We start from the raw sequence: 23,379 nt of genomic DNA on the forward strand, positions 1-23,379 counted from the left end.
CCCCCGTGGCAGGATCGGATGTGCCATGACTGCGCCCACGAAGCCCATGCCGAACAGCCCCGCCCAGGGGGAAGCCCCCGAGCCCGCCGGGGAGGAGCTGCACACCCCCGTCATCGCGTGGTTCGACGCGCACGCCCGTGATCTGCCGTGGCGTCATGAGGACGCCGGGCCGTGGGGCGTGATGGTCAGCGAGTTCATGCTCCAGCAGACGCCGGTCAGCCGCGTCCTGCCCGTGTACGAGCAGTGGCTCGCCCGCTGGCCCCGCCCCGCCGACCTCGCCAAGGAGGCGCCGGGCGAGGCCGTCCGCGCCTGGGGGCGGCTCGGCTATCCGCGCCGCGCCCTGCGGCTGCACGGCGCGGCCGTCGCCATAACGGAGCGGCACGGCGGCGACGTGCCCACCCAGCACGCGCAGCTGCTCGCGCTGCCCGGCATCGGGGAGTACACAGCGGCCGCGGTGGCCTCCTTCGCGTACGGCCAGCGGCACGCCGTGCTCGACACGAACGTACGCCGGGTCTTCGCGCGGGCCGTGGCCGGCGTGCAGTACCCGCCGAACGCGACGACGGCCGCCGAGCGCAAGCTCGCCCGCGCCCTGCTGCCCGAGGACGAGCGCACCGCGTCCCGCTGGGCCGCCGCCTCCATGGAGCTGGGCGCCCTGGTCTGCACCGCCAAGAACGAGAACTGCGCGAAGTGCCCGATCGCCGCGCAGTGCGCCTGGCGCGCGGCGGGCAAGCCCGCGCACGAGGGCCCGGCCCGCCGCGGCCAGACGTACGCGGGGACGGACCGCCAGGTGCGGGGCAAGCTGCTCGCGGTGCTCCGCGAGGCCGTGGCGCCGGTGCCGCAGGCCGCGCTCGACCGGGTGTGGGACGAGCCGGTGCAGCGGGCCCGCGCGCTGGACGGCCTCGTCGCGGACGGTCTCGTCGAGCCGCTTGCGGACGGTTTCTACCGGTTGCCCCTGACCTGACCGGCGACGACGCCTGTCAGGACCGTCAGCCGCCTTCGACCTGACGGCAGGGGCGCCAGGGGCCCTGGTAAACGCAGGTATTTACGCGAGACCTACTTCTGTTACACAACCGACGTACAGCCGTGCGCCCGCCGCTGGCTCCTCCGCACAACCTCGTGACAACGCCTCCGTAGCTTCTTACCTGTACCGCACAGGCAGGGAACGGCGGTCGCTAATGGGGACGGAACGGAGGCGGTTTGGTATGGCGCACGGCGAGGTGCTCGAGTTCGAAGAGTACGTCCGCACTCGGCAGGATGCCCTGCTGCGCAGTGCCCGGCGCCTGGTCCCGGACCCCGTGGACGCACAGGACCTGCTGCAGACCGCGCTCGTACGGACGTACGGCCGCTGGGACGGCATAGCCGACAAGCGGCTCGCGGACGCGTACCTGCGCCGCGTCATGATCAACACGCGTACGGAGTGGTGGCGGGCCCGCAAGCTCGAAGAGGTGCCCACCGAGCAGCTGCCCGACGCGAGCGTGGAAGACTCCACCGAGCAGCACGCGGACCGCGCGCTGCTGATGGACGTCATGAAGGTGCTTGCACCCAAGCAGCGCAGCGTCGTCGTGCTGCGACACTGGGAGCAGATGTCCACAGAGGAGACGGCCGCCGCCCTCGGTATGTCGGCCGGAACGGTCAAGAGCACGCTGCACCGGGCACTGGCCCGGCTCCGTCAGGAGCTGGAGAGCCGGGACCGCGAAGAGCTGGTCGCAAGCGCGCTCGAACGTGAGGAGCGGGAGAGTTGCGCGGCCTAGGCCCCCGGGTCAGAAAAAGCGTCAAGGCGGTGAGCGCGGCGGTGGCCGCGGTCGCCGCCCTCGGCCTTTTGCTCTCCGCCTGCTCGACGGGCGGTTCCGGCGCGCGCGACGAGGGCCCGGCCCGCAGCGAGCCCGTGGTGTCCGCGTCGCCGTCGACGTCGCCTTCGGCCCCGCTGCCGACGAAGAAGATCGACGCGGTGCGGCTCGTCAAGAACGACCCGAAGGTCAGCCCGGACATCAAGCGGGACCTGAAGCCGTGCACCGGGAACTCCTACCCGGTCGACGTGACGTACGGGAACCTCACCGGCGGCCAGGCCGCCGACGTCGTGGTGAACGTCCAGACCTGCGCCGACGCCGTGGGCATCGGCAGCTACGTGTATCGCGCCGAGGGCGATAAGTACGAGAATGTCTTCAGTGCCGAGGAGCCCGCTTCCGTCTACGCGGAGATCGACCGGGGCGACCTGGTCGTGACGAAGCAGATGTACGAGAAGGGCGACTCGGTGGCCTACCCCTCAGGCGAGGAAGTGATCACGTACCACTGGTCGGCCAACCGCTTCACCGAGACGCAGCGCACCCGCAGCGACTTCAGCAACTCGGTGGGCGGAGAGCCGACCGCGCCGTCGGCGGACTGACGGCCCCGCAGCACACGACGCAGACGCACGCACCGAGAAGGACTGAGAGCACCCGATGGCAGAGCAGACCCACGTCCTGTTCGTCGAGGACGACGACGTCATCCGCGAGGCCACCCAGCTCGCCCTTGAACGCGACGGCTTCGCGGTGACCGCCATGCCCGACGGCCTCGCGGGCCTTGAGGCGTTCCGCACGAACCAGCCGGACATCGCGCTGCTCGACGTGATGGTGCCCGGCATGGACGGTGTCTCGCTGTGCCGCCGCATCCGCGAGGAATCCACGGTTCCGGTGATCATGCTGTCGGCGCGCGCCGACTCCATCGACGTCGTGCTCGGTCTGGAGGCCGGCGCCGACGACTACGTGACCAAGCCGTTCGACGGCGCCGTCCTGGTCGCCCGCATCCGCGCGGTCCTGCGCCGCTTCGGGCACGCGGGCGGGCACGGCTCGGCGGCCTCCGGCGCGGAGGAGAGCTCCGCGGCGGACGGCGGCGTGCTGAACTTCGGCGACCTGGAGATCGACACGGTCGGCATGGAGGTGCGCAGGGACGGCGCCCCGGTGGCGCTGACGCCCACCGAGATGCGCCTGCTCCTGGAGTTCTCGTCCGCGCCCGGCACGGTCCTCTCCCGCGACAAGCTCCTGGAGCGCGTGTGGGACTACGGCTGGGGCGGTGACACCCGCGTCGTCGACGTCCACGTGCAGCGGCTGCGTACCAAGGTGGGCCAGGACCGCATCGAGACGGTCCGCGGCTTCGGCTACAAGCTCAAGGCGTGACGGGACACACGTGAGGAACGACGGGCCGCGGCTGCGGCGATCCAGGGGAAGCGGATGCGGGGGACGGCTCATATGAACGGGGGGCACAGTGCGGTCGAGCGCGTCCGCACCCTGTTCCGGTCCGGCCTGCGCACCGGGATCCGCTGGAAGATCGCCGCGGCCATCGCACTGGTCGGCGCGCTGGTCGCGGTGGCCCTGAGCCTGGTCGTGCACAACGCCGCGCGGGTCTCGATGCTCGACAACGCGCGCGACGTGCAGGACGAGCGCATCCAGTTCGCCCTGCGGCTCTACTCCTCCGCCTCCCAGCGGCAGACCCTGCAGTTCGGCACGAAGGTCGACGACCCGGAGCTGCCCGAGGAGCTGCGGCAGAAAGTCCTCAAGGGCCGCCGCGCCACCTTCGTCCAGGAGAAGCCCGACGGGGTACCGGACATCTGGGCGGCCGTGCCGCTCGCCGACGGACACGTCCTGTCGCTGCACTCCCGCTTCACCGACCGCAGCGCCACCGTCATGAAGGACCTCGACCAGGCCCTGGTCATCGGCTCGATCGCGGTCGTCTTCGGCGGCTGCGCGCTGGGCGTGCTGATCGGCGGGCAGCTGTCGCGGCGCCTGCGCAAGGCTGCGACGGCGGCGAGCGAGGTCGCCCAGGGCCAGACGGACGTGAGCGTCCGCGAAGCGATCGGCGGTGTCGTCAAGGACGAGACCGACGACGTGGCGAGCGCCGTGGACGCCATGGCCGACACCCTCAAGCAGCGCCTGGAGGCCGAGCGCCGGGTGACCGCCGACATCGCGCACGAGCTGCGGACGCCGGTGACCGGGCTGCTCACGGCGGCCGAGCTGCTGCCGCCGGGGCGCCCGAGCGAGCTGGTCAAGGACCGCGCGCAGGCGATGCGCACGCTCGTCGAGGACGTGCTCGAAGTGGCGCGCCTGGACTCGGCGGCCGAGCGGGCCGAGCTGCAGGACATCACGCTCGGCGAGTTCGTGAGCCGGCGCATGGCCGCCCTGACCACGGACGTGACGGTGACGGTGGTGCACGAGTCGGAGGTCACCACCGACCCGCGCCGCCTGGAGCGCATCCTCGGCAATCTCGTCGCCAACGCCACCAAGCACGGCAAGCCGCCCATCGAGGTCAGCGTCGAGGGCCGGGTGGTCCGGGTGCGCGACCACGGGCCCGGCTTCCCCGAGGCGCTCCTGGAAGAGGGGCCGAGCCGCTTCCGCACCGGCAGCACCGACCGGGCCGGGCACGGCCACGGCCTCGGTCTGACGATCGCCGCGGGCCAGGCGCGGGTGCTCGGGGCACGGCTCACCTTCCGCAACGTACGCCCGGCGGGGGCGGCGCCCGACGAGCCGGCCGAGGGCGCGGTCGCCGTGCTGTGGCTGCCGGAGCACGCGCCGACGAACACCGGGAGCTATCCGGTGCTGCAGCTGCCGGACAACTTCTGAGGGTGGCGGGCGCGCGGACGACCGCGAGGGCGGCCGGGCCTCAGCAGGCCCAGTCCTTGTCCAGGTCGAGGCCCGACTCGCGGCGCTGCGTGAACGAGAACCAGTTGCCCGAGTCGTCGCGGAACAGCGCCTCGGTGCCGTAGGGCCGCTCCTGCGGCTCCTGGAGGAACTCGACGCCGCGTGCCTTCAGCTTCTCGTAGTCCCCGTGGATGTCGTCGGTGACCAGGACGCCCGCGCCGAGGATGCCCTTGGCGACCAGCTTCCTCATGGCCTCGGCCGACTCGGGGTCCATGGCGGACGAGCCCGGCACCATCAGGGTGAGCTCGACGTCGGGCTGGTCCTTGGCGCCGACCGTGAGCCAGCGCATGCCGCCGTCGCCCATCGTCATGTCGGTGCGGACCTCCAGGCCCAGCTTCTCCGTGTAGAACTCCTTGGCCCGGTCCTGGTCCAGGACCCAGACGGTGGAGATGGCGAGTCCCTTGATCATGTCGTGCTCCAAGTGCGGCGTGGGGAGGGGTGGGGGGGGGCTGCCTGCGGTGGTGTTCCGCCCTGCCAGGCCACCGTAGGCAGGGCCGTCCTCATCCCGCTTCTTCAGAATTGCGGGCCTCGTCCGGGGCCCCGCGCGCGGGGAAGCCGCCGGCCCACAACATCGCGTAGCACCCGGGGATGAGGGCGGCGCCGCGGCCCACGTGCCGGGTGCGGTAATCGCTGGGGGTCAGGCCCGTCCGGCGCTTGAACGTGGACGAGAAGGTGCCGACGCTGCTGAAGCCCACGAGCATGCAGATCTCCGTGACCGACAGGTCGGCCGAGCGCAGCATGTCCTCGGCCCGCTCGATGCGACGGCGCGACAGATACTGCCCCGGCGTCTCCCCGTACACCTCCTTGAAGGCGCGCAGGAAGTGATAGCGGGAGTACCCCGCATGGGTCGCCACGGCGTCCAGGTCGAGGTGCGGGTCGGCCCAGTCGCGGTCCATGGCGTCCTTGGCGCGGCGCAGCTGCCGCAGTCTCTCCACCTCTCCGATGCTGGCACGCGGCACTGACAACGGCCCCCGGTGCGCGGGGCACCGGGGGCCGTGGGTCGTGCGGGGCGACAGGCGGTTACTCGGCGGCCACCGGGCTCTTGTCCGCGGGACCCGAGCCGCGCAGCGGGGTCTCCTTCACGAAGAAGGAGGCGAGCAGCGCCGCGACGCCGATGACGGCACCGAGCAGGAAGGCCGAGTGCGTGCCGGAGGACACCGCGTGCTGGTAGGCGTCGCGGACGGCGTCCGGCAGCTTCGCGAGGCTCGCCGCGTCCAGCTGCGCCGACTTCTCGGTGACCTTGTCGCCCAGGGCCCCCGCGCGCTCGGCCATCACGTCCTGGACGCGGTGGTTGAAGAGCGCGCCCATGATCGCGACGCCGAACGAGGAGCCGAGCGTACGGAAGAGCGTGGCTGAGGACGAGGCGACGCCCATGTCCTTCATCTCGACGCTGTTCTGCGCGACGAGCATGGTGACCTGCATCAGGAAGCCCATGCCCGCGCCGAGCACGGCCATGTAGAGGCCCGAGACGAAGCGCGTGGTGCCGGTGTCCATGGTCGACAGGAGCAGGAAGCCGGCGACCATCAGGACGGTGCCGACGATCGGGAAGATCTTGTACTTGCCGGTGCTCGTGGTGATCCGGCCCGCGACCATCGAGACGGCCATCATCGAGAGCAGCATCGGCAGGAGCAGCAGACCGGAGTTGGTCGCCGAGGCGCCCTGCACCGACTGCTGGTAGAGCGGCAGGAAGAGCATCGCGCCGAACATCACGAAGCCGGTGATGAAGCCGATGACGGCCATCAGCGAGAAGTTGAGGCTGCGGAAGATGTGCAGCGGCATGATCGGCTCGGCGGCCTTCTTCTGTACGAGGACGAAGCCGATGAGCGCGACGACGCCGATCGCGACGAGCTCCATGATCACGGCCGAGCCCCAGGCGTACTCCGTGCCGCCCCAGGTGGTGACGAGCACGAGCGCGCTGATGCCCGCGGTGAGCAGGGCCGCGCCGAGGTAGTCGATGCGCCCCTGCGCCTTCTTCTTGGGCAGGTGCAGGACGGCGGTCACCATGGCGAGGGCGACGACGCCGAGCGGCAGGTTGATGTAGAAGGCCCAGCGCCAGCCGAGGTGGTCGGTGATGGTGCCGCCGACCAGCGGGCCGCCGATCATGGCGACCGCCATGACGCCGGTCATCATGCCCATGTACTTGCCGCGGTCACGCGGCGGCACCAGGTCGCCGATGATCGCCATGACGCCGACCATCAGACCGCCCGCGCCGAGCCCCTGGATCGCGCGGAAGCCGATGAGCTGCGCCATGTCCTGCGCCATGCCGCTCAGCACGGAGCCGGCCAGGAAGATCACGATGGAGGCGAGGAAGGCGCCCTTGCGCCCGTACATGTCGCCGAGCTTGCCCCAGATGGGGGTGGAGGCCGCGGTCGCCAGGGTGTACGAGGTGACGACCCAGGACAGGTGCTCCATGCCGCCGAGGTCGCCGACGATCGTCGGCATCGCGGGGCTCACGATCATGTTGTCGAGCATCGCGAGCAGCATCGCGATCATCAGCGCCATCAGCACGACGCGGACGCTGCGCGGCTGCGGCCCGGCCTTCGCGGGCCCGGCCTGCGCCCCGGCGCCGCTTCCCGACCCGGCCCCCACCGGATCCTGCGCCGTCTGCGGCCCGGCTTTCACCATGGACCTTTCGGACATGTTCCCCACTCCCCGCACTTCCGTGACCCGCCGAGCGCCCTTACTTGCCGCCCGGCTAGTTGACTACACTGGGGGAAGGTAGACCCCTAACTAGCCGGGCGTCAAGTAAGTTAAGCGGAGCCGAGGAGCACCCGATGGGCACGGGAACGAGCACGGGCAAGCAGCAGCGCCGCGGGAACACCCGCCAGCGCATCCAGGACGTCGCCCTCGAACTCTTCGCCGAGCAGGGGTACGAGAAGACGTCGCTGCGCGAGATCTCCGAGCGCCTGGAGGTCACGAAGGCGGCGCTTTACTACCACTTCAAGACCAAGGAGGACATCCTCGTCAGCCTCTTCGAGAACCTGACGGCCCCCATCGACGAGCTCATCGCCTGGGCCAAGGAACAGCCGCGCTCCCTGGAGACCAAGCAGGAGGTGCTGCGCCGCTACAACGTGATCTTCACCGAGGCCACGCCGCTCTTCCGCTTCATGCACGAGAACCAGGCCACCATCCGCGACCTGAGCATCGGCGAGTCATTCAAGCAACGCGTGATCGGCATGGTCAACGTGCTGCGCGACCCGGATTCTCCGCTCACCGCCCAGGTGCGCTGCTTCAGCGCGCTGACCACGATTCACGGCGGAGCAATCGCCCTGCGGGACGCCGAAGGCGACCTCGAAGAGAAGCAGGAAGCCACTCTCGAGGTCGCCATGGAGCTGGTGACCCGGGCCCACGAGGAGTCCTGAGAACCCCTCGGGCGACCCGACGGCACAGAGGTCAGACGCGCACGCCCTCCGAGCGGAGGAAGGCGACCGGGTCGACGGCCGAGCCGTAGTTCGGGGTCGTGCGGATCTCGAAGTGCAGGTGCGGGCCGCTGGAGTTGCCGGTGTTGCCCGAGAGGGCGACGCGCTGGCCCGTGGTGACGTTCTGGCCCACCCGGACGTCGACCTGGGAGAGGTGCGCGTACTGCGAGAACGTGCCGTCGGAGTGCTTGATCACCACGGCGTTGCCGTACGCGGGGCCGTCACCGGCGCCGTTGGGGCCGGCCTTGACGACGGTGCCGGAGTGCACGGCCTCGACCTGGGTACCGATCGGCACGGCGAAGTCCTGGCCGGAGTGCTTGTGGGACCACATGCTGCCGCCGAGGCCGAAGCTCGCGGAGAGCGTGTAGTTGTTGACCGGGTCGACCCAGGACGCGGCCTTCGCGGCGGCGGCACGCCGGGCGTCGGCGGCCTTCTTCGCCTCGGCCTGCTTCGCCTTCTCGGCGGCCTTCGCCTGGGCGGCGACCTGCTCCTGGACGGAGTTCACGGCGGCGACACCGGGCAGCGCGGCGCTCTTGGCGTCGTCCGCAGCGACCGAGACCCCGGCCCCGAGAACCGCCGACGCTCCGATGCCGGCGGCGACGACGGCCGTCCGGGCGCGGAACGTCGACGGGCGGGGATGGTGGGACTTGGTGCGCTTCGACATGGGGGCTGTCCTCCGGGGTGAGACGACTGCTGCGAGACGGCTGCCGCGACGGTGCCGCGCCGACTTGAGGGGGCATGAAGGGACCCGGCTGGCTCACGTGAGGTCACGCGGTCGCCGGGTCGGCCATCCCTTGGTAACCCCCACCGCGGCCCGCGCCCAAAACGCCCGTCTACTACCCGAAGCCGTAACCGCGGACCGTGATTTCGCCGCCTTGACACCATCAAATCCGGACAATTACCCCTCGGCCCGGTAACGGAATTTCTCCCGCCGCGGAGGTTTGGCCCCACGTCGGGCGCCCCTTCGACGCCCCGCCCGGCCCGGCCGCCGCGCCTCGCCGCCGGACGCGACCAAGGTCCCGGAGGTTGCGGGCCGAAGGTCCCGTGTATCGATCTTGCGGCTTCCACTATTCCGCCTAGTACCGGACAAAACGCCTGTGCGTCATGTCACCGGCCCCCAAGATCCACCCCATTCCGAATGTGACCCCCGCTACGCTCACGCCCATGGATCCCGCGGTCATAGGCACCCGCCTGGCATCGAGCGCCGTAGCCCCCCTGATCAAGAAGCTGTTCGTGCGGGAGGGCCCGGGCGCGGGGCTCGTGGAGAAGCCCGTGCGGCTGGCTTCGCTGGTGTCGTTCAGGGGGGAGAAGCGGAGCCTGACCGAGAAGGACGTGCGGCGGCTCGCACGGCGGCTGGTGGAGGCCTCGCTGGACTCGCCCGGGGAGCCTCCCTTCCCCGCCGACGAGAGCCAGGCGGTCACGGACGCCCTGGCCCGCGTACTCCTCGCGCTCGGCGAGCTCGACATGGACGACGTCCAGGCGGTCCGCCTCGGGCACCAGAGGCTGGCCCGCGAGCTCCTCCACCGGGCGCGGCCGCAGGGGCGTACCGCCGCGTCCGCGCTCTCCACGGACGCCGCCCTCTATCTCGACTCCGTCACCGCGTGGGCGTGCCTGCACATCCTGCAGTTCTTCACGCAGCGCTCCACGTTCGTGGCGGCGACACTGGTCGCGCAGAGCCGCGGGCAGGACGAGCTCATCGCGAAGGTCGACGCGCTGATCGCCCGGCACCCGGTCGCCGGCGCCGAGGACCTCGCCTTCGAGCGGCACTACCTCGCGTACGCGGCGAGGAAGCACGGCAAGCTGACGATCTTCGGCATCGATCTGGCCAGCTCGCCGGGCAAGTGGCCGCTCGACGCCGCGTACATGTCGCTGGAGGCGTCGGTCCCCGAGCGGGTGGCGACGATCCGCACCCCGGACGGCACCGAGGAGGTGGAGCTGGTCGGGCACGCTCCCCCGCTCCGCGCCGACCAGGCCCTCGCCACCCACGACCGGGTCCTGCTCCGCGGCGAGGCGGGCTCCGGCAAGACGACGCTCGTGCAGTGGCTCGCGGTGAGCGCGGCCCGCCGGGACCCGGCCGACGACGGGCGCATGGCGTACCTGCGCGACCGCGTGCCCTACGTGCTGCCCCTGCGCACCCTCACCCGCCACGGCGAGCGGCTGCCCGCGCCCGCGGACTTCCTGGCCGCCGTCGGCTCCCCGCTCGCCGGCACCCAGCCCGCGGGATGGGAGTCGCGCGTCCTCGCGGCGGGCCGCGGGCTCCTCCTGATCGACGGCATCGACGAGATCCCGGACGCCGAACGCGCCCGCACGCGCGCGTGGCTCACCGACCTCATCGACGCCTTCCCCGGAAACCGCTGGCTGGTGACCTCGCGCCCCTCGGCCGTGCGCGAGGACTGGCTTGCCGAGGAGGGCTTCACCGAGCTCACGCTCTCCGCGATGACGAAGGCGGAGGTGACGGCGTTCATCGAGCGGTGGCACACCGCGGCGGCCACGGGCTCCCCCGAGGAGGACACGGAGCTCCTCGCGTACGAGAGTCAGCTCCTGGAGGCGGTACGGTCCAAGCCCGACCTGGGCCGGCTCGCCACCAACCCCCTGATGTGCGGCCTGATCTGCGCCCTGCACAGGGACCGGCGCGGCTTCCTGCCGCTGGGCCGCAAGGACCTCTACACGGCGGCGCTCTCCATGCTCCTGCTCCGCAGGGACCGCGAGCGCCACATGGCCCTGCCGGAGCTGCGCGAGGAGCCCCAGCTGCAGCTGCTGCAGCGGCTCGCCTACTGGCTGATCCGCAACGGCCGTACGGAGATGGACCGTTCACGCGCCGAGTCGATCATCGCGGACGTGCTGCCCGCCGTGCCGGAGCTGGCCGCGCTCGGCGACGCCCGCGCGGTGTACACGCACTTCCTGCACCGCAGCGGCCTGCTGCGCGAACCCGGCCCGGACACCGTCGAGTTCGTCCACCGCACCTTCCAGGACTTCCTGGGCGCGCGGGCCGCGGTCGACGAGGGCGACTTCGGGGTGCTCGCCCGGCATGCGGCGGACGACCAGTGGCAGGACGTCATCCGCATGGCGGTCGCGCAGGCCAGACCGCGTGAACGGGCGGAGATCCTGGAGGAGTTGCTCGACCGCGGGGACCAGCACCCGGCGGGCAGGGACCGCAACCGGATCCACCTCCTCGCGGCGGCCTGCCTCGAACACGCGGCGGAGCTGGCGCCCGCGGTGCGGGAAGAGGTACAGCGGCGCACGGCTTCGCTGATCCCGCCGCGGAGCGCGGAGGAGGCGCGGGAGCTCGCGCGGGTCGGGACCATGGTGCTCGATCTGCTGCCGGGGCCCGAGGGGCTGGACGACGAGGACGCGCGGCATGTGGCGACCGCGGCGACGCATGTCCTGTCGGACGCCGCGATCCCCTTCCTCGCGCGGTTCGCGCGGCACCCCGGCATCGGGGCGCGCGGCCAGCTCATGTGGGCCTGGAGCCGCTACGAGTGCCGGTCCTACGCCGAGCAGGTCGTCGCCCAACTCGACGACGGGACGACGCACTTCATTCTCCGCAACGACGAGCAGGTGGCGGCGGTCGAGGAGCTGGGCCTGCGACCGAAGCACCTGGACATCCGCGAGGACGTCTCCCCCGAGGCCGCCTCGCGTCTGATCGCGGCCTGCGCGCCCACCTTCCTGATGCTGGAGATGAGTCCGGCACGCCTCACCGCACAGGCGCTCGCCGCGTTGCGCGGACTGACGACGCTGCGCCTCTTCGGCATCGACGAACCCTGGGACCTCTCCCTGATCCCGCCAGAAGCGCCGCTGCAGGCCCTGGGCCTGTTCGAATCCCTCGACCAGCTGGCCGACTTCTCGCACATCACCACCTGGCCGGGGCTGGAATGGGTCGCTCTTGGCACCTCCGACCACCTGAACGGCGCCACGCAGTGGGAAACCCTTGCCCGGCTCCCCGGCCTCCACACGCTGACCGTGTCGTCGGCCAGCCTCGCCTGCGCCCCTGAGGGACTGACCCTGCCCCGCGTCAAACAGCTGCAACTGGCGCCGCTGCCGGGCTCGGCATACAACACCGCCCGCATCCCGAGCCTCCTGCCGGGACTCATGACCTTCGTCGTGCAGCTACCCATCGGCCGGACGACGCTCGACGCAGCCCCGCTGGCGGCCCTCCCTTCCCTCACCCGCCTGCGCGTCCCTCCTGCCCCCATCACCTCCGGCCTGGACGCGCTGCCCGCCCACATCGAAGTGGACACCTTTGGTACGGCAGCCAACTCGCCGCACACTCGGCTCAGTTGACCTACCCTCGACACATGGTCGACCCCGGAACCCTAGGAGTGCGCATAGCGTCCAGCGTGGTGACGCCTCTCGTGAAGAAGCTCTTCGTGAAGGACCAACCGGGCGCCGCCCTGGTGACCGAGCCGGTGCGGATCTCCGCACTCGTGTCGTTCGGGCGGGAGAAGCGGAACGTCACGCCGAAGGACGTCGAGAAGATCGCGGACGAGCTGGTGCGGCGTGCGCTGAGGGCCGCAGGGCCCGGCGAGCGCCCCGTGGAGGCCGGGGAGGCCGTCGCCGTGCGCAACGCCCTCGCGCACTCCCTGGCCGCCCTCGGCACCCTCACCATCGAGGACTACGAAGCCGTGGCCCTCGGCCCGGAGGAGTTCGCCCGCGAACTCCGCGCCAACACCGTCGCGAGCATCGCCTCCTTCGCCCTCAGCCGCGACGCCGAGCTGTTCTACGAACGGCTGCTGCACACGGCGTCCCTGCACATCCTGAACTTCTTCACGCAGCGCTCCACCTACGTCGCCCGCCTGCAGACCACCCAGAGCCAGCAGCTCGCGCGGCTCGTCCAGGCCATCGACGTACTCGTCGAACGCCTGCCGTCGCAGTCGGGCGAGGACGCCGCCTTCGAGGGCCGGTACGCCGCGCACATCGCCCAGCGGCACGGCGCGCTGACCATCTACGGCCTGGACACCGGCACCGGCGAATGGCCGCTGGACACCGCCTACTTGAGCCTGGAGGCGACCCGCGAGCGCGGCGCCCCGCGCGGCACGGCCCCCGCCCCCGGCGACAACCACTCCGGCACCCACATCCCCGCCGAACGCGTCCTCGCCCAGCACGACCAGGTGCTGCTGCGCGGCGTCGCCGGATCCGGCAAGACCACCCTCGTCCAGTGGCTGGCCGTGACGACGGTGGACCGGACCTACGAGCACGGCCTCACGCACCTCATCGGACGCGTCCCCTTCGTGCTCCCGATGCGGCGGATCGCCCGCCCGGGGGCCGAACTCCCGGTGCCCGGCGACTTCCTGAAGGCCGTCGGCTGCCCGGTCGGCGGCGAACAGCCGCGCGGCTGGGTGGAGCGCGTACTGCGAGCCCGGCGGGGCGTCCTGCTCGTCGACGGGATAGACGAAATAGCCGCCGACCGGCGCGAGTCCGCGCGGCGCTGGCTGCGCGAGCTGACCCGGACCTTCCCCGGCAACCTGTGGCTCGTGACCTCGCGCCCGTCCGCCATCCCGGAGAAGTGGCTGGACACGGCCGGGTTCAGCGAGCTCACGCTGTCGCAGATGTCCCGTGACGGCGTGGCCACGTTCGTCCGCCGCTGGCACCGCGCCGCGGGCGCCGACGAGGCCACGGGCGCGGCACTCCTGCAGGCCGTGCGCGGCACCACGGAGCTGAACCGCCTCGCCACCAACCCGCTGATGTGCGGCATGCTCTGCGCCCTGCACCGCGACCGCAGGGGCTTCCTGCCGCAGGACAGGAAGTCGCTGTACGAGGCGGCCCTGACGATGCTTCTGGAACGGCGGGACAGGGAACGGGAGTTACCGCCCGACGGCGTGCGCATCCCGTACGCGATCCAGGTGCAGCTCCTGCAGAAACTCGCCTGGTGGCTGATCCGCAACAGCCGCCTGGAGATGGACCGTTCGGACGCGCTGCACATCATCGGGCAGGCCGTCCCCTCGGTGAACCTCACCGCGAGCGCCGAGGAGGTCTACACCTCGCTGATGCTGCGCTCGGGCCTGCTGCGCGAACCGGCCGACGGCCGCGTCGACTTCCTGCACCGCACCTTCCAGGACTACCTGGGCTCGCGCCTCGCCGTGCAGGAGCTCGACTTCGACCTGCTGCTGAACAACGCCGACAAGGACCAGTGGGACGACGTCATCCTGCTCGCCATCGCCCACGCGCGGCCCAAGGAGGCCGAGCAGATGCTGCGCCGCCTCGTCGGCCAGGGCACCTCGCGCAGCAAGCTCCTCGCGGCCGCCGGGCTGCCGTTCGCCGCCGAGGTGGACCCCGCGGTGCGCGTCCTGGTCCAGGAGGGGGTGAGCTCGCTGATACCGCCCGACTCGCTCCCCGAGGCCAGCGAACTCGCGCGCGCGGGCGGCGATCTGGTGCTCTCGCTGCTGCCGGGCCCCAAGGGCCTCGACGACCAGATGGCGGACCGCGTGGCCTGGACCGCCGCCCAGGTCGGCTCGGAGGCCGCGCTGCACTTCCTGACCCGCTTCCGCAAGCACACCAGCTCCGTGGTCCAGGCGACCCTGACCGAGGCCTGGCAGCACTTCGAGCGCGATCCGTACGCCCGCGACATCCTCGCCCACCTGCCGCGCCAGCACACCGTCGACGTGCGCGGCACGGAGGACCTCCAGTCGCTGCGCGCCATCGGCGGCTGGGAGGACATCCGGATCCAGGGCGCCTACCGCGTCGAGGACCTCACGGAGTTCATCGTGCGCGAGCGGCTCGTCCACCTGTGGCTGGAGGCGCCCCACCCCGTCGAGGGCCTGGCCTGGCTCTCCGCCTTCCCGCACCTCAAGAGCATCTTCGTGCCGACGGAGGTGCCGCCCGCCGTGGCCGGCCAGGTACCGGAGTGGATCACGCTCATCACCCAGCGCGCCCGGCGGGGCTGATCGAGGCACGCAAAAAAAGGGGCTGCCCCGGAACCGTACGAAACGGTCCGGGGCAGCCCCTTCAGGCGTTCAGCTCGCGAGGAGCGTCACGCGTCCTTGCTCAGGTTCGGGCCACCGCCGGCGGCCGACTCGATCGGCGGCACGTCCGGAAGCGCCGCCTTCTCCTCGCCGCGGAAGGTGAACGTGGCGTTGTCGCCCTCGCCCTCCGTGTCGACGACCACGATGTGGCCGGGGCGCAGCTCGCCGAAGAGGATCTTCTCGGAGAGGGTGTCCTCGACCTCGCGCTGGATCGTGCGCCGCAGCGGACGCGCGCCCAGCACCGGGTCGTAGCCCTTCTTCGCGAGCAGCTCCTTCGAGGACTGGGAGAGCTCGATGCCCATGTCCCGGTCCTTCAGGCGCTCGTCCACCTTGGAGATCATCAGGTCGACGATCTGGAGGATGTCGTCCTGGCTGAGCTGCGGGAAGACGACGACGTCGTCGACGCGGTTCAGGAACTCCGGGCGGAAGTGCTGCTTCAGCTCGTCGCTGACCTTGTTCTTCATCCGCTCGTAGTTGGACTTCGTGTCGCCCTGGGCCGCGAAGCCCAGGTTGAAGCCCTTCGAGATGTCACGGGTTCCAAGGTTGGTCGTCATGATGATGACCGTGTTCTTGAAGTCCACGACGCGGCCCTGGGAGTCGGTCAGGCGACCGTCCTCCAGGATCTGCAGGAGCGAGTTGAAGATGTCCGGGTGGGCCTTCTCGACCTCGTCGAAGAGGACGACGGAGAACGGCTTGCGGCGGACCTTCTCGGTCAGCTGGCCGCCCTCTTCGTAACCCACGTATCCGGGCGGGGAGCCGAAGAGACGCGAGACCGTGTGCTTCTCGCTGAACTCCGACATGTCGAGGGAGATCAGCGCGTCCTCGTCGCCGAAGAGGAATTCGGCGAGCGCCTTGGACAGCTCGGTCTTACCGACACCGGACGGACCGGCGAAGATGAACGAGCCGCCGGGACGCTTCGGGTCCTTCAGACCCGCACGCGTACGCCGGATCGCCTTCGAGAGCGCCTTGACGGCGTCCTTCTGGCCGATGACGCGCTTGTGGAGCTCGTCCTCCATGCGCAGCAGGCGGCTCGACTCCTCCTCGGTCAGCTTGAAGACCGGGATGCCGGTCGCCGTGGCCAGGACCTCGGCGATCAGCTCGCCGTCGACCTCGGCGACGACGTCCATGTCGCCGGCCTTCCACTCCTTCTCCCGCTTGGCCTTCGCGGCGAGCAGCTGCTTCTCCTTGTCGCGGAGAGAGGCCGCCTTCTCGAAGTCCTGGGAGTCGATGGCCGACTCCTTGTCGCGGCGGACGCCCGCGATCTTCTCGTCGAACTCGCGGAGGTCCGGCGGCGCGGTCATCCGGCGGATACGCATCCGGGAACCGGCCTCGTCGATCAGGTCGATCGCCTTGTCCGGCAGGAAGCGGTCCGAGATGTACCGGTCGGCCAGGGTCGCGGCCTGGACGAGGGCCTCGTCGGTGATGGACACACGGTGGTGCGCCTCGTACCGGTCGCGGAGGCCCTTGAGGATCTCGATGGTGTGCGGCAGCGACGGCTCCGCGACCTGGATGGGCTGGAAGCGGCGCTCCAGCGCGGCGTCCTTCTCCAGGTGCTTGCGGTACTCGTCGAGCGTGGTCGCACCGATGGTCTGCAGCTCACCGCGGGCCAGCATCGGCTTGAGGATGCTGGCGGCGTCGATCGCGCCCTCGGCGGCACCCGCACCCACCAGGGTGTGGAGCTCGTCGATGAACAGGATGATGTCGCCGCGGGTGCGGATCTCCTTGAGGACCTTCTTCAGGCGCTCCTCGAAGTCACCGCGGTAGCGCGAGCCGGCCACCAGGGCACCGAGGTCGAGGGTGTAGAGGTGCTTGTCCTTGAGGGTCTCGGGCACCTCGCCCTTGACGATGGCCTGGGCGAGTCCCTCGACGACGGCGGTCTTGCCGACGCCGGGCTCACCGATGAGGACCGGGTTGTTCTTCGTACGGCGGGACAGCACCTGCATGACCCGCTCGATCTCCTTCTCGCGCCCGATGACCGGGTCGAGCTTGGACTCACGAGCGGCCTGGGTGAGGTTCCGGCCGAACTGGTCGAGCACCAGGGACGTGGAGGGCGTGCCCTCGGCAGGACCGCCGGCGGTGGCGGTCTCCTTGCCCTGGTAACCGGAGAGCAGCTGGATGACCTGCTGCCGCACCCGGTTGAGATCGGCGCCCAGCTTGACCAGGACCTGGGCGGCGACGCCCTCGCCCTCGCGGATCAGGCCGAGCAGGATGTGCTCCGTGCCGATGTAGTTGTGGCCCAGCTGAAGGGCCTCGCGGAGCGACAGCTCCAGGACCTTCTTGGCACGGGGGGTGAAGGGGATGTGGCCGGACGGGGCCTGCTGCCCCTGCCCGATGATCTCCTCCACCTGCTGGCGGACCGCCTCGAGCGAAATCCCGAGGCTCTCCAGGGCCTTAGCGGCGACACCCTCGCCCTCATGGATCAAGCCCAGGAGGATGTGCTCGGTGCCGATGTAGTTGTGGTTGAGCATCCGGGCTTCTTCCTGAGCCAGGACGACAACCCGCCGCGCGCGGTCGGTGAACCTCTCGAACATCGTTAATCGCTCCTCAGAGCGGTCAGGCAGTAAGGGGTCGGTCCCCTCCCTGTCCTTCCGCAGCTTAGTCCCGCAAGCGGGGACCGCTCATTCCAACTGCCGACACCCGGCCCCCTTCCCAGGGGAAGTCCTGACCTCGAACGCCGACAACTGCTCCAACCCGATGGTGCGAGACGATGTTCCCGCAGGCCAGGCAGTTACCCCCACCATCACTACGCCGATGGCGAACGTGAGACGCCAAAGCCCGCGTGTCGCCCCTCCCCACTAGGGATGTCTTACCCGTAAGGACTGACACTCCATGCGGCGCGCCCCGGTTCCCTCCGCTACGGGCGAACACTCTTGCGCCGCCGAACACGCCCGTACGCCCCCTTTCCGGACACCGTACGCGGTCGGATCGCGACCCTGCGTAACCCCGGCGCCCTTCCGGCTGTTGCTCGGACATGGCCCCCACGGTTCCTCATCCCCGGACACCGGTCGAGCAGAGCGACCCGGTGCGTCAGTGGTACGAGAACGAACTCGGCTGGGCGACCGCGCCCGAGCCCGGTCCGGTGCGCCTGGTGACGGGGCTGCGCTTCGACGTCCTCGAACTGCCCGCGGAGGCGGGGTTCGCGGCGCTGCGCCATCTCGGGCCGAAGGCTCCGGTGGCACTGCGCGGGGAAACGATGCGGCTCCTGGTGACCGCGGGAAGCGCGGACGAGCTGCCGGGGCTGCTCGACTGGCTGGAGTGGGGGGACATCCCCCTCGACCTGATCGCGGTCGGTGCGGGCGGGCGGATCGACGCGCCCACGCCGCCGGGATGGTCCGGCTCTCGGGGGGCGGCCGTGTGGCTGCGACCCCCGGAGCCCGGGTGCGAGGTGGAGCCGACGCTGCCGGCGCTGCCGTCCCTGCCCTGTGTGGGGGGAGGCGGGACCGCGCCCCACAGCGACCCCGCCGTGGGCTCCGATCTCGTACGACTTGTGGACACGGCGGCAACGCAGTGCCACCGGGTCCGGTTGCGGCGTCGCAGCCGTCAGCCGTTGGCCTTCTCGTAGGCCTCACGAATGGACGCGGGAACACGGCCGCGGTCATTGACCTCGAAACCGTTCTCCTTTGCCCAGGCACGGATCGCCGCGGTGTCCTGACCGCTGCTCGCCGCCGCCGCACGCGCCTTGCCGCGGCCGCTCGAACCGCGGCCTCCCGTACGCCGACCGGCCTTGACGAAGTCCTCAAGGGCGCCACGGAGCTTGTCCGCGTTGGCCGTGGTGAGGTCGATCTCGTAGGACTTGCCGTCCAGCGCAAACGTCACGGTCTCGTCCGCCTCGCCACCGTCGAGGTCGTCGACAAGAAGGACCTGAACCTTCTGTGCCACCGGATTTCCTTTCATCGATAACTTCTAGGCCGGACCACACGGCGCACGCCGCCGATTCACGGCCCCTGTTATATGCAGTACTGCAGTACGTCGGAAAGCAAACCGCTTTTGCTGGAAAAACACAAACCCCTGGGAGAGACTGGGCACCCCGAGAAGCCTGGAAACGTGCGCGTTTCGGACATAGGCCACCGGGGCAGGAGGCGGCCCGGAATACCACAGAGGCGATCACAGATGCAGAAGCATCCGACTGTTGCCCAAGGTGTTCGGTTTCACTCGTTCGAGGCCGAGGAACTCCGCGACACCCTCGTCATAGGAACGAAGGAGCTCGCTGTAGACATCTCCGTCGACCGGAGTGTCGCCGATCTCCACGAAGCCGTGCTTCGCGAAGAAGTGGACTTCGAAGGTGAGACAGAAAACCTTGCGGACACCGAGCCACCGTGCGGTCCGCAGCAACTTGTCCAACAGCTGATGCCCCACCCCGGCCCCCTTGACCTCGGGGTTCACCGCGAGCGTGCGCACTTCCGCGAGGTCTTCCCACATCACATGCAGAGCGCCGCAGCCGACCAACTCGGCGTTGTCGTCGCGTTCCGCCACCCAGAACTCCTGGATGTCCTCGTAAAGCGTCACCGTCGCTTTGTCCAGGAGGATCCGCTCGCGGACGTAGGAGTCGAGGAGCCGGCGCACGGCCGGCACATCGGAGGTTCGCGCCCTGCGGACCGAGACCGCTTTTGCGCTGAGTTCGCTGAGTTCGGGGACCTCTGGAGCCATGAGCGGACGCTATCGCTCTGCCTCGCGCTCCGCCGCGCCGGGGTTCTCCGGGCCTTGGACGATACGCATCGCGTCGCTCAGCGCTTCCCGCTGTTCCGGCGACATCATGCCGAAGAAGGCGACGAGAGCGGCGGCGGGGTTGTCGCTCCGCGACCAGGCTTCGTTCATCAGTGCGGCGGCGTAGGCGGCCCGAGTGGAGACCGCCTCATATCGATAGGCGCGCCCCTCCGCTTCGCGACGCACCCAGCCCTTCTGATGGAGATTGTCCAAAACGGTCATCACGGTCGTGTAGGCGATGGACCGTTCCTGCTGTAGGTCTTCCAGGACTTCTCGAACGGTCACGGGGCGGTTCCACTTCCACACCCGCGTCATGACTGAGTCTTCGAGTTCTCCCAATGGACGAGGCACAGCTGAACAATAGTGGGAGACGTCACTATTGGCGTGATGCGTGAGGGACGTGGCGTACCACTAATTTCTGCAACAAAAAGGGCGTACGACTCGAAAGGCATGCGAGTCGTACGCCATGGTGCATGGCCGGGCACAGCGGGTGACCTTCACAGGTCACCCTCGGCGGCTCGGCCGGGTGCCGCGCCCAGGGGTCAGGCGCTGCCGGTCTTCGGGGCCTGCTGGACGGCTTCGGCGCGGGAGATCGCGGCGTCCACCGCCGCGTCCTCCTTGGCCTTGTTGGCGCCGCCCTGGGTCTTCACGATCGTCACGATGAGACCGGTGAAGAACACGGCCATCACTACGGGGGGCACGAGCGCGGAAACGTAGTCCATGCCCCCAGGGTAGCTAGCCCGCGACGAGCTGATGCGGCGGGTCCTTCGGCGTCGCGGGCTCCGCGGGGCGGCGCTTGGGAGGGAAGACCTCGGCCGGGGTGGGGACCGGACGGGACGGCTCCGGGGCGGCCGGGCGTTCGGACGGCGCCTTGGGCTCGGGGGCGGTCGGGCCCTCGGCGTCGGCGAGGCCGCCGGGCAGGGCGAGCAGCCGGGTGCGCGAGGCGGGGACGGCCGCGCGGCGCGCCTGAGGAGCTGGGGCCGCCGCCGGGACGGCACGGCCCGCGAGGCGGGCGCGTACGGCCCGTTCGGCGAGGGCGCGGCAGCGGTCGAGGAGGGCGGCAGCGGCGGCGTTGCCGCGCAGGGCCCGCAGGGCGGCGAGGTCGCCGGGGCCCGGCTGGTAGCCGGCGCCGAGCACGTCCTCGAGGAGCGCGAGATAGCCGGATGCGGTGCCGGGCAGGGCCGCCCGGTAGCGGGCGAGGTCGGCCATCAGGAAGGCGCGCAGCCTGGCGCCCTCGCGCACCGCCTCGTCGACCGATTCGGCGAGCCGGAGACAGTCCTGGACATCCTCGTCACAGACGGGGCTGGGGTGCAGGGCGAGCGCCAGAGCGCGACGGAGCACACGCAGCTCCTCCGCGCTGAAGGCCATGCCGCCCCGGGATCCGTATGGCGTGGGCATGGCCTGACGATACGCGCCAATCGGACAAAATCGGCTTAACGCCAATTCGTGGCGCGGCGACTGGTCCGTGGCGCGGCGGCTGGTCCGTGCCCCCGGCTGGTCCATGCCCCGTCAGTCCGCGCGGCGGCGGGCCATCGCGTAGGCCACGGCTCCGATGCCCAGCGCCGCCACCGCAGCCACCGCCAGCCAGGGGAGGACGCCCGCCCCCGCGCCCGCCATCGCCGGGGAGGGGGGCGCGAGCGCCCTGGCCGTCGTCGCCGGACCGAACATCACGCCCGCCAGCGCCGCCACCACCACCGCAGCCCGAAGTCGTCCCTTGCGCCTCATGCTCCCCAGTCCGCCCGACACCCGCTCAAGTCCCGTCCCTGCACAGACTCTTGCAGGATATGGGGGGTTGCGCACGCGCGGCGTCGGATCAGCGGCGGATACAGGTCAGCTGCGGGAGACGTTCCGCTCGTAGACGAGCCGGAGACCGATCAGCGTCAGCCACGGTTCGTGCTCGTCGATGACCGAGGCCTCGCCGAGCACCATGGGGGCGAGACCGCCGGTGGCGATCACCGTCACGTCGTCCGGGTCGCCGCCCGCGCCCGCCAGTTCGCGCGCCATGCGGTTCACGACGCCGTCGACCTGGCCCGCGAAGCCGTACAGGATGCCCGCCTGCATGGCCTCCACGGTGTTCTTGCCGATGACGCTGCGCGGGCGGGCCAGCTCGATCTTGCGGAGCTGGGCGCCGCGTACGCCGAGGGCCTCGACGGAGATCTCGATGCCGGGGGCGATGACGCCGCCGGCGTACTCCCCGCGCGCGGAGACCGCGTCGAACGTCGTCGCCGTACCGAAGTCGACGACGATCGCCGGGCCGCCGTAGAGCTCGACGGCCGCGACCGCGTTGATGATGCGGTCGGCGCCGACCTCCTTGGGGTTGTCCATGAGGATCGGGACGCCGGTCTTGATGCCCGGTTCGACCAGGACGGCCGGGACGTCGCCGTAGTAGCGGCGGGTGACCTCGCGCAGTTCGTGCAGGACCGAGGGGACCGTCGAGCAGATCGCGATGCCGTCGATGCCGTCGCCCAGCTCCTCTCCGAGGAGAGGGTGCATGCCCATCAACCCGTTGAGGAGCACGGCGAGTTCGTCCGCCGTGCGGCGGGCGTCGGTGGAGATGCGCCAGTGCTCGACGATGTCCTCGCCGTCGAAGAGGCCGAGGACGGTGTGGGTGTTTCCTACGTCGATCGTCAGCAGCATCAGTCCCGCACCGCTTCCCGCAGGTCGAGGCCGATGTCGAGGATCGGGGAGGAGTGGGTCAGGGCGCCCACCGCGAGGTAGTCGACGCCCGTCTCGGCGTACGCGCGGGCGTTCTCCAGAGTGAGGCGGCCCGAGGACTCCAGGAAGGCGCGGCCCGCCACGACGGCGACGGCCTCCTCGGTCTCGCCCGGCGTGAAGTTGTCCAGGAGGACCAGGTCCGCGCCCGCGTCCACGACCTCGCGCAGCTGGTGGAGCGTGTCGACCTCGACCTCGATGGCCAGGCCGGGGAACTGCTCGCGCACGGCCTTGAAGGCCTGCGCGACGCCGCCCGCGGCCACCACGTGGTTGTCCTTGACCAGGGCCGCGTCGGAGAGCGACATGCGGTGGTTCACGCCGCCGCCCATGCGCACCGCGTACTTCTCCAGGGCGCGGTAGCCGGGCGTCGTCTTGCGGGTGTCGCGGACCTTCGCCTTGGTGCCGTCCAGGACGTCCGCCCACGCGCGCGTGGCGGTCGCGATGCCGGAGAGGCGGCACAGGATGTTCAGCGCGCTGCGCTCGGCGGTGAGCAGGTCGCGGGTGCGGGTGGTGACGCTCAGCAGGACGTCGCCCGCCTCGACGCGGTCGCCGTCCTCGACGTGCCGCTCGACCTCGAACTCGTCCTCGCAGACCACCGAGACGATCGCCTCGGCGACGCGCAGGCCCGCCACGGTGCCCGCCTCGCGCGCGGCGAAGTCGGCGGTGGCGACGGCGTCTTCGGGGATGGTGGCGACCGTCGTGACGTCCACACCGCCGGCCAGGTCCTCCTCGATGGCCATGTGCGCGATGTCCTCGATCTGCACGGGGTCGAGGCCCGCCTCGGTCAGGAGCTGCGCGAGCGCGGGGTCGAGACCGCACTCCATGGGGTCGAACGCGTCGTCCCCGCCGCAGCCGCAGGCATCGCCGCAGCCGCCGCCGGTCGGGGCGAGAGGGAGGTCGTCGGGGGTGCTCACG

The 23,379-nt window shown here is 70.7% G+C and carries 22 protein-coding genes; 9 read left to right on the forward strand and 13 right to left on the reverse strand.

Features of this window, described 5'->3' with window-relative positions; genetic code table 11:
- The first annotated feature begins 25 nt into the window (after positions 1-25).
- The 5 genes from ACZ4D5_RS08895 to cseC all read left to right on the forward strand — a co-directional run bounded on the left by ACZ4D5_RS08895 (position 26) and on the right by cseC (position 4,592).
- Positions 26-961, forward strand: a complete 936-nt coding sequence (locus ACZ4D5_RS08895) for an HhH-GPD family protein (RefSeq protein WP_467771672.1) — start codon at positions 26-28, stop codon at positions 959-961.
- A 241-nt stretch (positions 962-1,202) separates the two neighbouring features.
- Positions 1,203-1,751: a SigE family RNA polymerase sigma factor gene (locus tag ACZ4D5_RS08900; RefSeq protein WP_467771673.1), complete on the forward strand. Its 549-nt coding sequence runs from the start codon at positions 1,203-1,205 to the stop codon at positions 1,749-1,751.
- A gap of 29 nt (positions 1,752-1,780) precedes the next feature.
- Positions 1,781-2,383, forward strand: coding sequence for a hypothetical protein (locus tag ACZ4D5_RS08905; RefSeq protein ID WP_467771674.1), 603 nt, complete (start codon positions 1,781-1,783; stop codon positions 2,381-2,383).
- Positions 2,384-2,438: 55 nt separating this feature from the next.
- Positions 2,439-3,152: a two-component system response regulator CseB gene (gene cseB / locus ACZ4D5_RS08910; protein WP_467771675.1), complete on the forward strand. Its 714-nt coding sequence runs from the start codon at positions 2,439-2,441 to the stop codon at positions 3,150-3,152.
- Positions 3,153-3,224: 72 nt separating this feature from the next.
- Positions 3,225-4,592 carry a two-component system sensor histidine kinase CseC gene (gene cseC, locus ACZ4D5_RS08915; RefSeq protein ID WP_467771676.1) on the forward strand — a complete coding sequence of 456 codons (1,368 nt, stop codon included), beginning with the start codon at positions 3,225-3,227 and terminating at the stop codon, positions 4,590-4,592.
- Positions 4,593-4,632: 40 nt separating this feature from the next.
- Here the strand turns inward: cseC and ACZ4D5_RS08920 are convergent, their stop codons facing one another.
- From ACZ4D5_RS08920 to ACZ4D5_RS08930, 3 genes are all read right to left on the reverse strand, one after another.
- Entirely contained in the window at positions 4,633-5,079 is a 447-nt protein-coding gene (locus ACZ4D5_RS08920; RefSeq protein ID WP_467771677.1) for a VOC family protein, read from the reverse strand.
- A gap of 91 nt (positions 5,080-5,170) precedes the next feature.
- Positions 5,171-5,596: a helix-turn-helix transcriptional regulator gene (locus ACZ4D5_RS08925; protein WP_467772252.1), complete on the reverse strand. Its 426-nt coding sequence runs from the start codon at positions 5,594-5,596 to the stop codon at positions 5,171-5,173.
- 94 nt (positions 5,597-5,690) lie between these two features.
- Positions 5,691-7,310 (reverse strand): MDR family MFS transporter, encoded by a 1,620-nt coding sequence (locus ACZ4D5_RS08930; protein WP_467771678.1) that lies wholly within the window; start codon positions 7,308-7,310, stop codon positions 5,691-5,693.
- Positions 7,311-7,444: 134 nt separating this feature from the next.
- On the opposite strand from ACZ4D5_RS08930, the gene ACZ4D5_RS08935 reads away from it, so the two are divergent.
- Complete coding sequence (locus ACZ4D5_RS08935; protein WP_467771679.1) at positions 7,445-8,032, forward strand: TetR/AcrR family transcriptional regulator; 588 nt, start codon at positions 7,445-7,447, stop codon at positions 8,030-8,032.
- 31 nt (positions 8,033-8,063) lie between these two features.
- On the opposite strand, the gene ACZ4D5_RS08940 is transcribed toward ACZ4D5_RS08935, so the two are convergent.
- The gene (locus ACZ4D5_RS08940) at positions 8,064-8,753 is read right to left on the reverse strand and encodes a M23 family metallopeptidase (protein WP_467771680.1); all 690 of its coding nucleotides are present in this window, start codon (positions 8,751-8,753) and stop codon (positions 8,064-8,066) included.
- A gap of 500 nt (positions 8,754-9,253) precedes the next feature.
- Here ACZ4D5_RS08940 and ACZ4D5_RS08945 point away from each other — a divergent pair, with 500 nt between their 5' ends.
- Together ACZ4D5_RS08945 and ACZ4D5_RS08950 are read left to right on the forward strand one after the other, a co-directional pair.
- Positions 9,254-12,370 carry an NACHT domain-containing protein gene (locus ACZ4D5_RS08945; protein ID WP_467771681.1) on the forward strand — a complete coding sequence of 1,039 codons (3,117 nt, stop codon included), beginning with the start codon at positions 9,254-9,256 and terminating at the stop codon, positions 12,368-12,370.
- Positions 12,371-12,384: 14 nt separating this feature from the next.
- Positions 12,385-14,970 carry an NACHT domain-containing protein gene (locus ACZ4D5_RS08950; protein WP_467771682.1) on the forward strand — a complete coding sequence of 862 codons (2,586 nt, stop codon included), beginning with the start codon at positions 12,385-12,387 and terminating at the stop codon, positions 14,968-14,970.
- Between the two features lie 86 nt (positions 14,971-15,056).
- On the opposite strand, the gene ACZ4D5_RS08955 is transcribed toward ACZ4D5_RS08950, so the two are convergent.
- Complete coding sequence (locus ACZ4D5_RS08955; RefSeq protein ID WP_467771683.1) at positions 15,057-17,579, reverse strand: ATP-dependent Clp protease ATP-binding subunit; 2,523 nt, start codon at positions 17,577-17,579, stop codon at positions 15,057-15,059.
- A 440-nt stretch (positions 17,580-18,019) separates the two neighbouring features.
- On the opposite strand from ACZ4D5_RS08955, the gene ACZ4D5_RS08960 reads away from it, so the two are divergent.
- Complete coding sequence (locus tag ACZ4D5_RS08960) at positions 18,020-18,610, forward strand: SCO3374 family protein (RefSeq protein ID WP_467771684.1); 591 nt, start codon at positions 18,020-18,022, stop codon at positions 18,608-18,610.
- Here the strand turns inward: ACZ4D5_RS08960 and ACZ4D5_RS08965 are convergent.
- The 8 genes from ACZ4D5_RS08965 to nadC form a co-directional block, all read right to left on the reverse strand.
- The gene (locus ACZ4D5_RS08965) at positions 18,589-18,927 is read right to left on the reverse strand and encodes a histone-like nucleoid-structuring protein Lsr2 (RefSeq protein WP_362330289.1); all 339 of its coding nucleotides are present in this window, start codon (positions 18,925-18,927) and stop codon (positions 18,589-18,591) included. The two genes, ACZ4D5_RS08960 and ACZ4D5_RS08965, sit on opposite strands and share 22 nt — an antisense overlap.
- 225 nt (positions 18,928-19,152) lie before the next feature.
- Complete coding sequence (locus ACZ4D5_RS08970) at positions 19,153-19,695, reverse strand: amino-acid N-acetyltransferase (RefSeq protein WP_362330287.1); 543 nt, start codon at positions 19,693-19,695, stop codon at positions 19,153-19,155.
- A 9-nt stretch (positions 19,696-19,704) separates the two neighbouring features.
- The gene (locus ACZ4D5_RS08975) at positions 19,705-20,091 is read right to left on the reverse strand and encodes a BlaI/MecI/CopY family transcriptional regulator (protein ID WP_467772253.1); all 387 of its coding nucleotides are present in this window, start codon (positions 20,089-20,091) and stop codon (positions 19,705-19,707) included.
- 203 nt (positions 20,092-20,294) lie between these two features.
- Positions 20,295-20,474: a hypothetical protein gene (locus tag ACZ4D5_RS08980; protein WP_467771685.1), complete on the reverse strand. Its 180-nt coding sequence runs from the start codon at positions 20,472-20,474 to the stop codon at positions 20,295-20,297.
- A gap of 13 nt (positions 20,475-20,487) precedes the next feature.
- On the reverse strand, positions 20,488-21,120 hold the full coding sequence (locus ACZ4D5_RS08985; protein ID WP_467772254.1) for a hypothetical protein: 633 nt from the start codon (positions 21,118-21,120) through the stop codon (positions 20,488-20,490).
- A gap of 141 nt (positions 21,121-21,261) precedes the next feature.
- Complete coding sequence (locus tag ACZ4D5_RS08990; protein WP_467771686.1) at positions 21,262-21,477, reverse strand: hypothetical protein; 216 nt, start codon at positions 21,475-21,477, stop codon at positions 21,262-21,264.
- A 105-nt stretch (positions 21,478-21,582) separates the two neighbouring features.
- Positions 21,583-22,389: a type III pantothenate kinase gene (locus tag ACZ4D5_RS08995; protein WP_055701292.1), complete on the reverse strand. Its 807-nt coding sequence runs from the start codon at positions 22,387-22,389 to the stop codon at positions 21,583-21,585.
- The gene (gene nadC / locus ACZ4D5_RS09000; RefSeq protein ID WP_467771687.1) at positions 22,389-23,378 is read right to left on the reverse strand and encodes a carboxylating nicotinate-nucleotide diphosphorylase; all 990 of its coding nucleotides are present in this window, start codon (positions 23,376-23,378) and stop codon (positions 22,389-22,391) included. The genes ACZ4D5_RS08995 and nadC overlap by 1 nt, the downstream gene beginning before the upstream one ends.
- Between the last annotated feature and the right edge of the window lies 1 nt (position 23,379).

Source organism: Streptomyces sp. NPDC025651 (assembly GCF_055558735.1).

What these genes read in the sequence shown, in the direction of transcription:
- ACZ4D5_RS08940 (WP_467771680.1), bottom strand. Translation starts at nt 8,753, where the DNA reads ATGTCGAAGCGCACCAAGTCCCACCATCCCCGCCCGTCGACGTTCCGC.
- ACZ4D5_RS08980 (WP_467771685.1), bottom strand. Translation starts at nt 20,474, where the DNA reads ATGGACTACGTTTCCGCGCTCGTGCCCCCCGTAGTGATGGCCGTGTTC.
- cseC (WP_467771676.1), top strand. Translation starts at nt 3,225, where the DNA reads ATGAACGGGGGGCACAGTGCGGTCGAGCGCGTCCGCACCCTGTTCCGG.
- ACZ4D5_RS08920 (WP_467771677.1), bottom strand. Translation starts at nt 5,079, where the DNA reads ATGATCAAGGGACTCGCCATCTCCACCGTCTGGGTCCTGGACCAGGAC.
- ACZ4D5_RS08970 (WP_362330287.1), bottom strand. Translation starts at nt 19,695, where the DNA reads ATGGCTCCAGAGGTCCCCGAACTCAGCGAACTCAGCGCAAAAGCGGTC.
- ACZ4D5_RS08990 (WP_467771686.1), bottom strand. Translation starts at nt 21,477, where the DNA reads ATGAGGCGCAAGGGACGACTTCGGGCTGCGGTGGTGGTGGCGGCGCTG.
- cseB (WP_467771675.1), top strand. Translation starts at nt 2,439, where the DNA reads ATGGCAGAGCAGACCCACGTCCTGTTCGTCGAGGACGACGACGTCATC.
- ACZ4D5_RS08960 (WP_467771684.1), top strand. Translation starts at nt 18,020, where the DNA reads ATGGCCCCCACGGTTCCTCATCCCCGGACACCGGTCGAGCAGAGCGAC.
- ACZ4D5_RS08955 (WP_467771683.1), bottom strand. Translation starts at nt 17,579, where the DNA reads ATGTTCGAGAGGTTCACCGACCGCGCGCGGCGGGTTGTCGTCCTGGCT.
- ACZ4D5_RS08985 (WP_467772254.1), bottom strand. Translation starts at nt 21,120, where the DNA reads ATGGCCTTCAGCGCGGAGGAGCTGCGTGTGCTCCGTCGCGCTCTGGCG.
- ACZ4D5_RS08945 (WP_467771681.1), top strand. Translation starts at nt 9,254, where the DNA reads ATGGATCCCGCGGTCATAGGCACCCGCCTGGCATCGAGCGCCGTAGCC.
- ACZ4D5_RS08895 (WP_467771672.1), top strand. Translation starts at nt 26, where the DNA reads ATGACTGCGCCCACGAAGCCCATGCCGAACAGCCCCGCCCAGGGGGAA.
- ACZ4D5_RS08995 (WP_055701292.1), bottom strand. Translation starts at nt 22,389, where the DNA reads ATGCTGCTGACGATCGACGTAGGAAACACCCACACCGTCCTCGGCCTC.
- ACZ4D5_RS08935 (WP_467771679.1), top strand. Translation starts at nt 7,445, where the DNA reads ATGGGCACGGGAACGAGCACGGGCAAGCAGCAGCGCCGCGGGAACACC.
- ACZ4D5_RS08930 (WP_467771678.1), bottom strand. Translation starts at nt 7,310, where the DNA reads ATGTCCGAAAGGTCCATGGTGAAAGCCGGGCCGCAGACGGCGCAGGAT.
- ACZ4D5_RS08900 (WP_467771673.1), top strand. Translation starts at nt 1,203, where the DNA reads ATGGCGCACGGCGAGGTGCTCGAGTTCGAAGAGTACGTCCGCACTCGG.
- ACZ4D5_RS08950 (WP_467771682.1), top strand. Translation starts at nt 12,385, where the DNA reads ATGGTCGACCCCGGAACCCTAGGAGTGCGCATAGCGTCCAGCGTGGTG.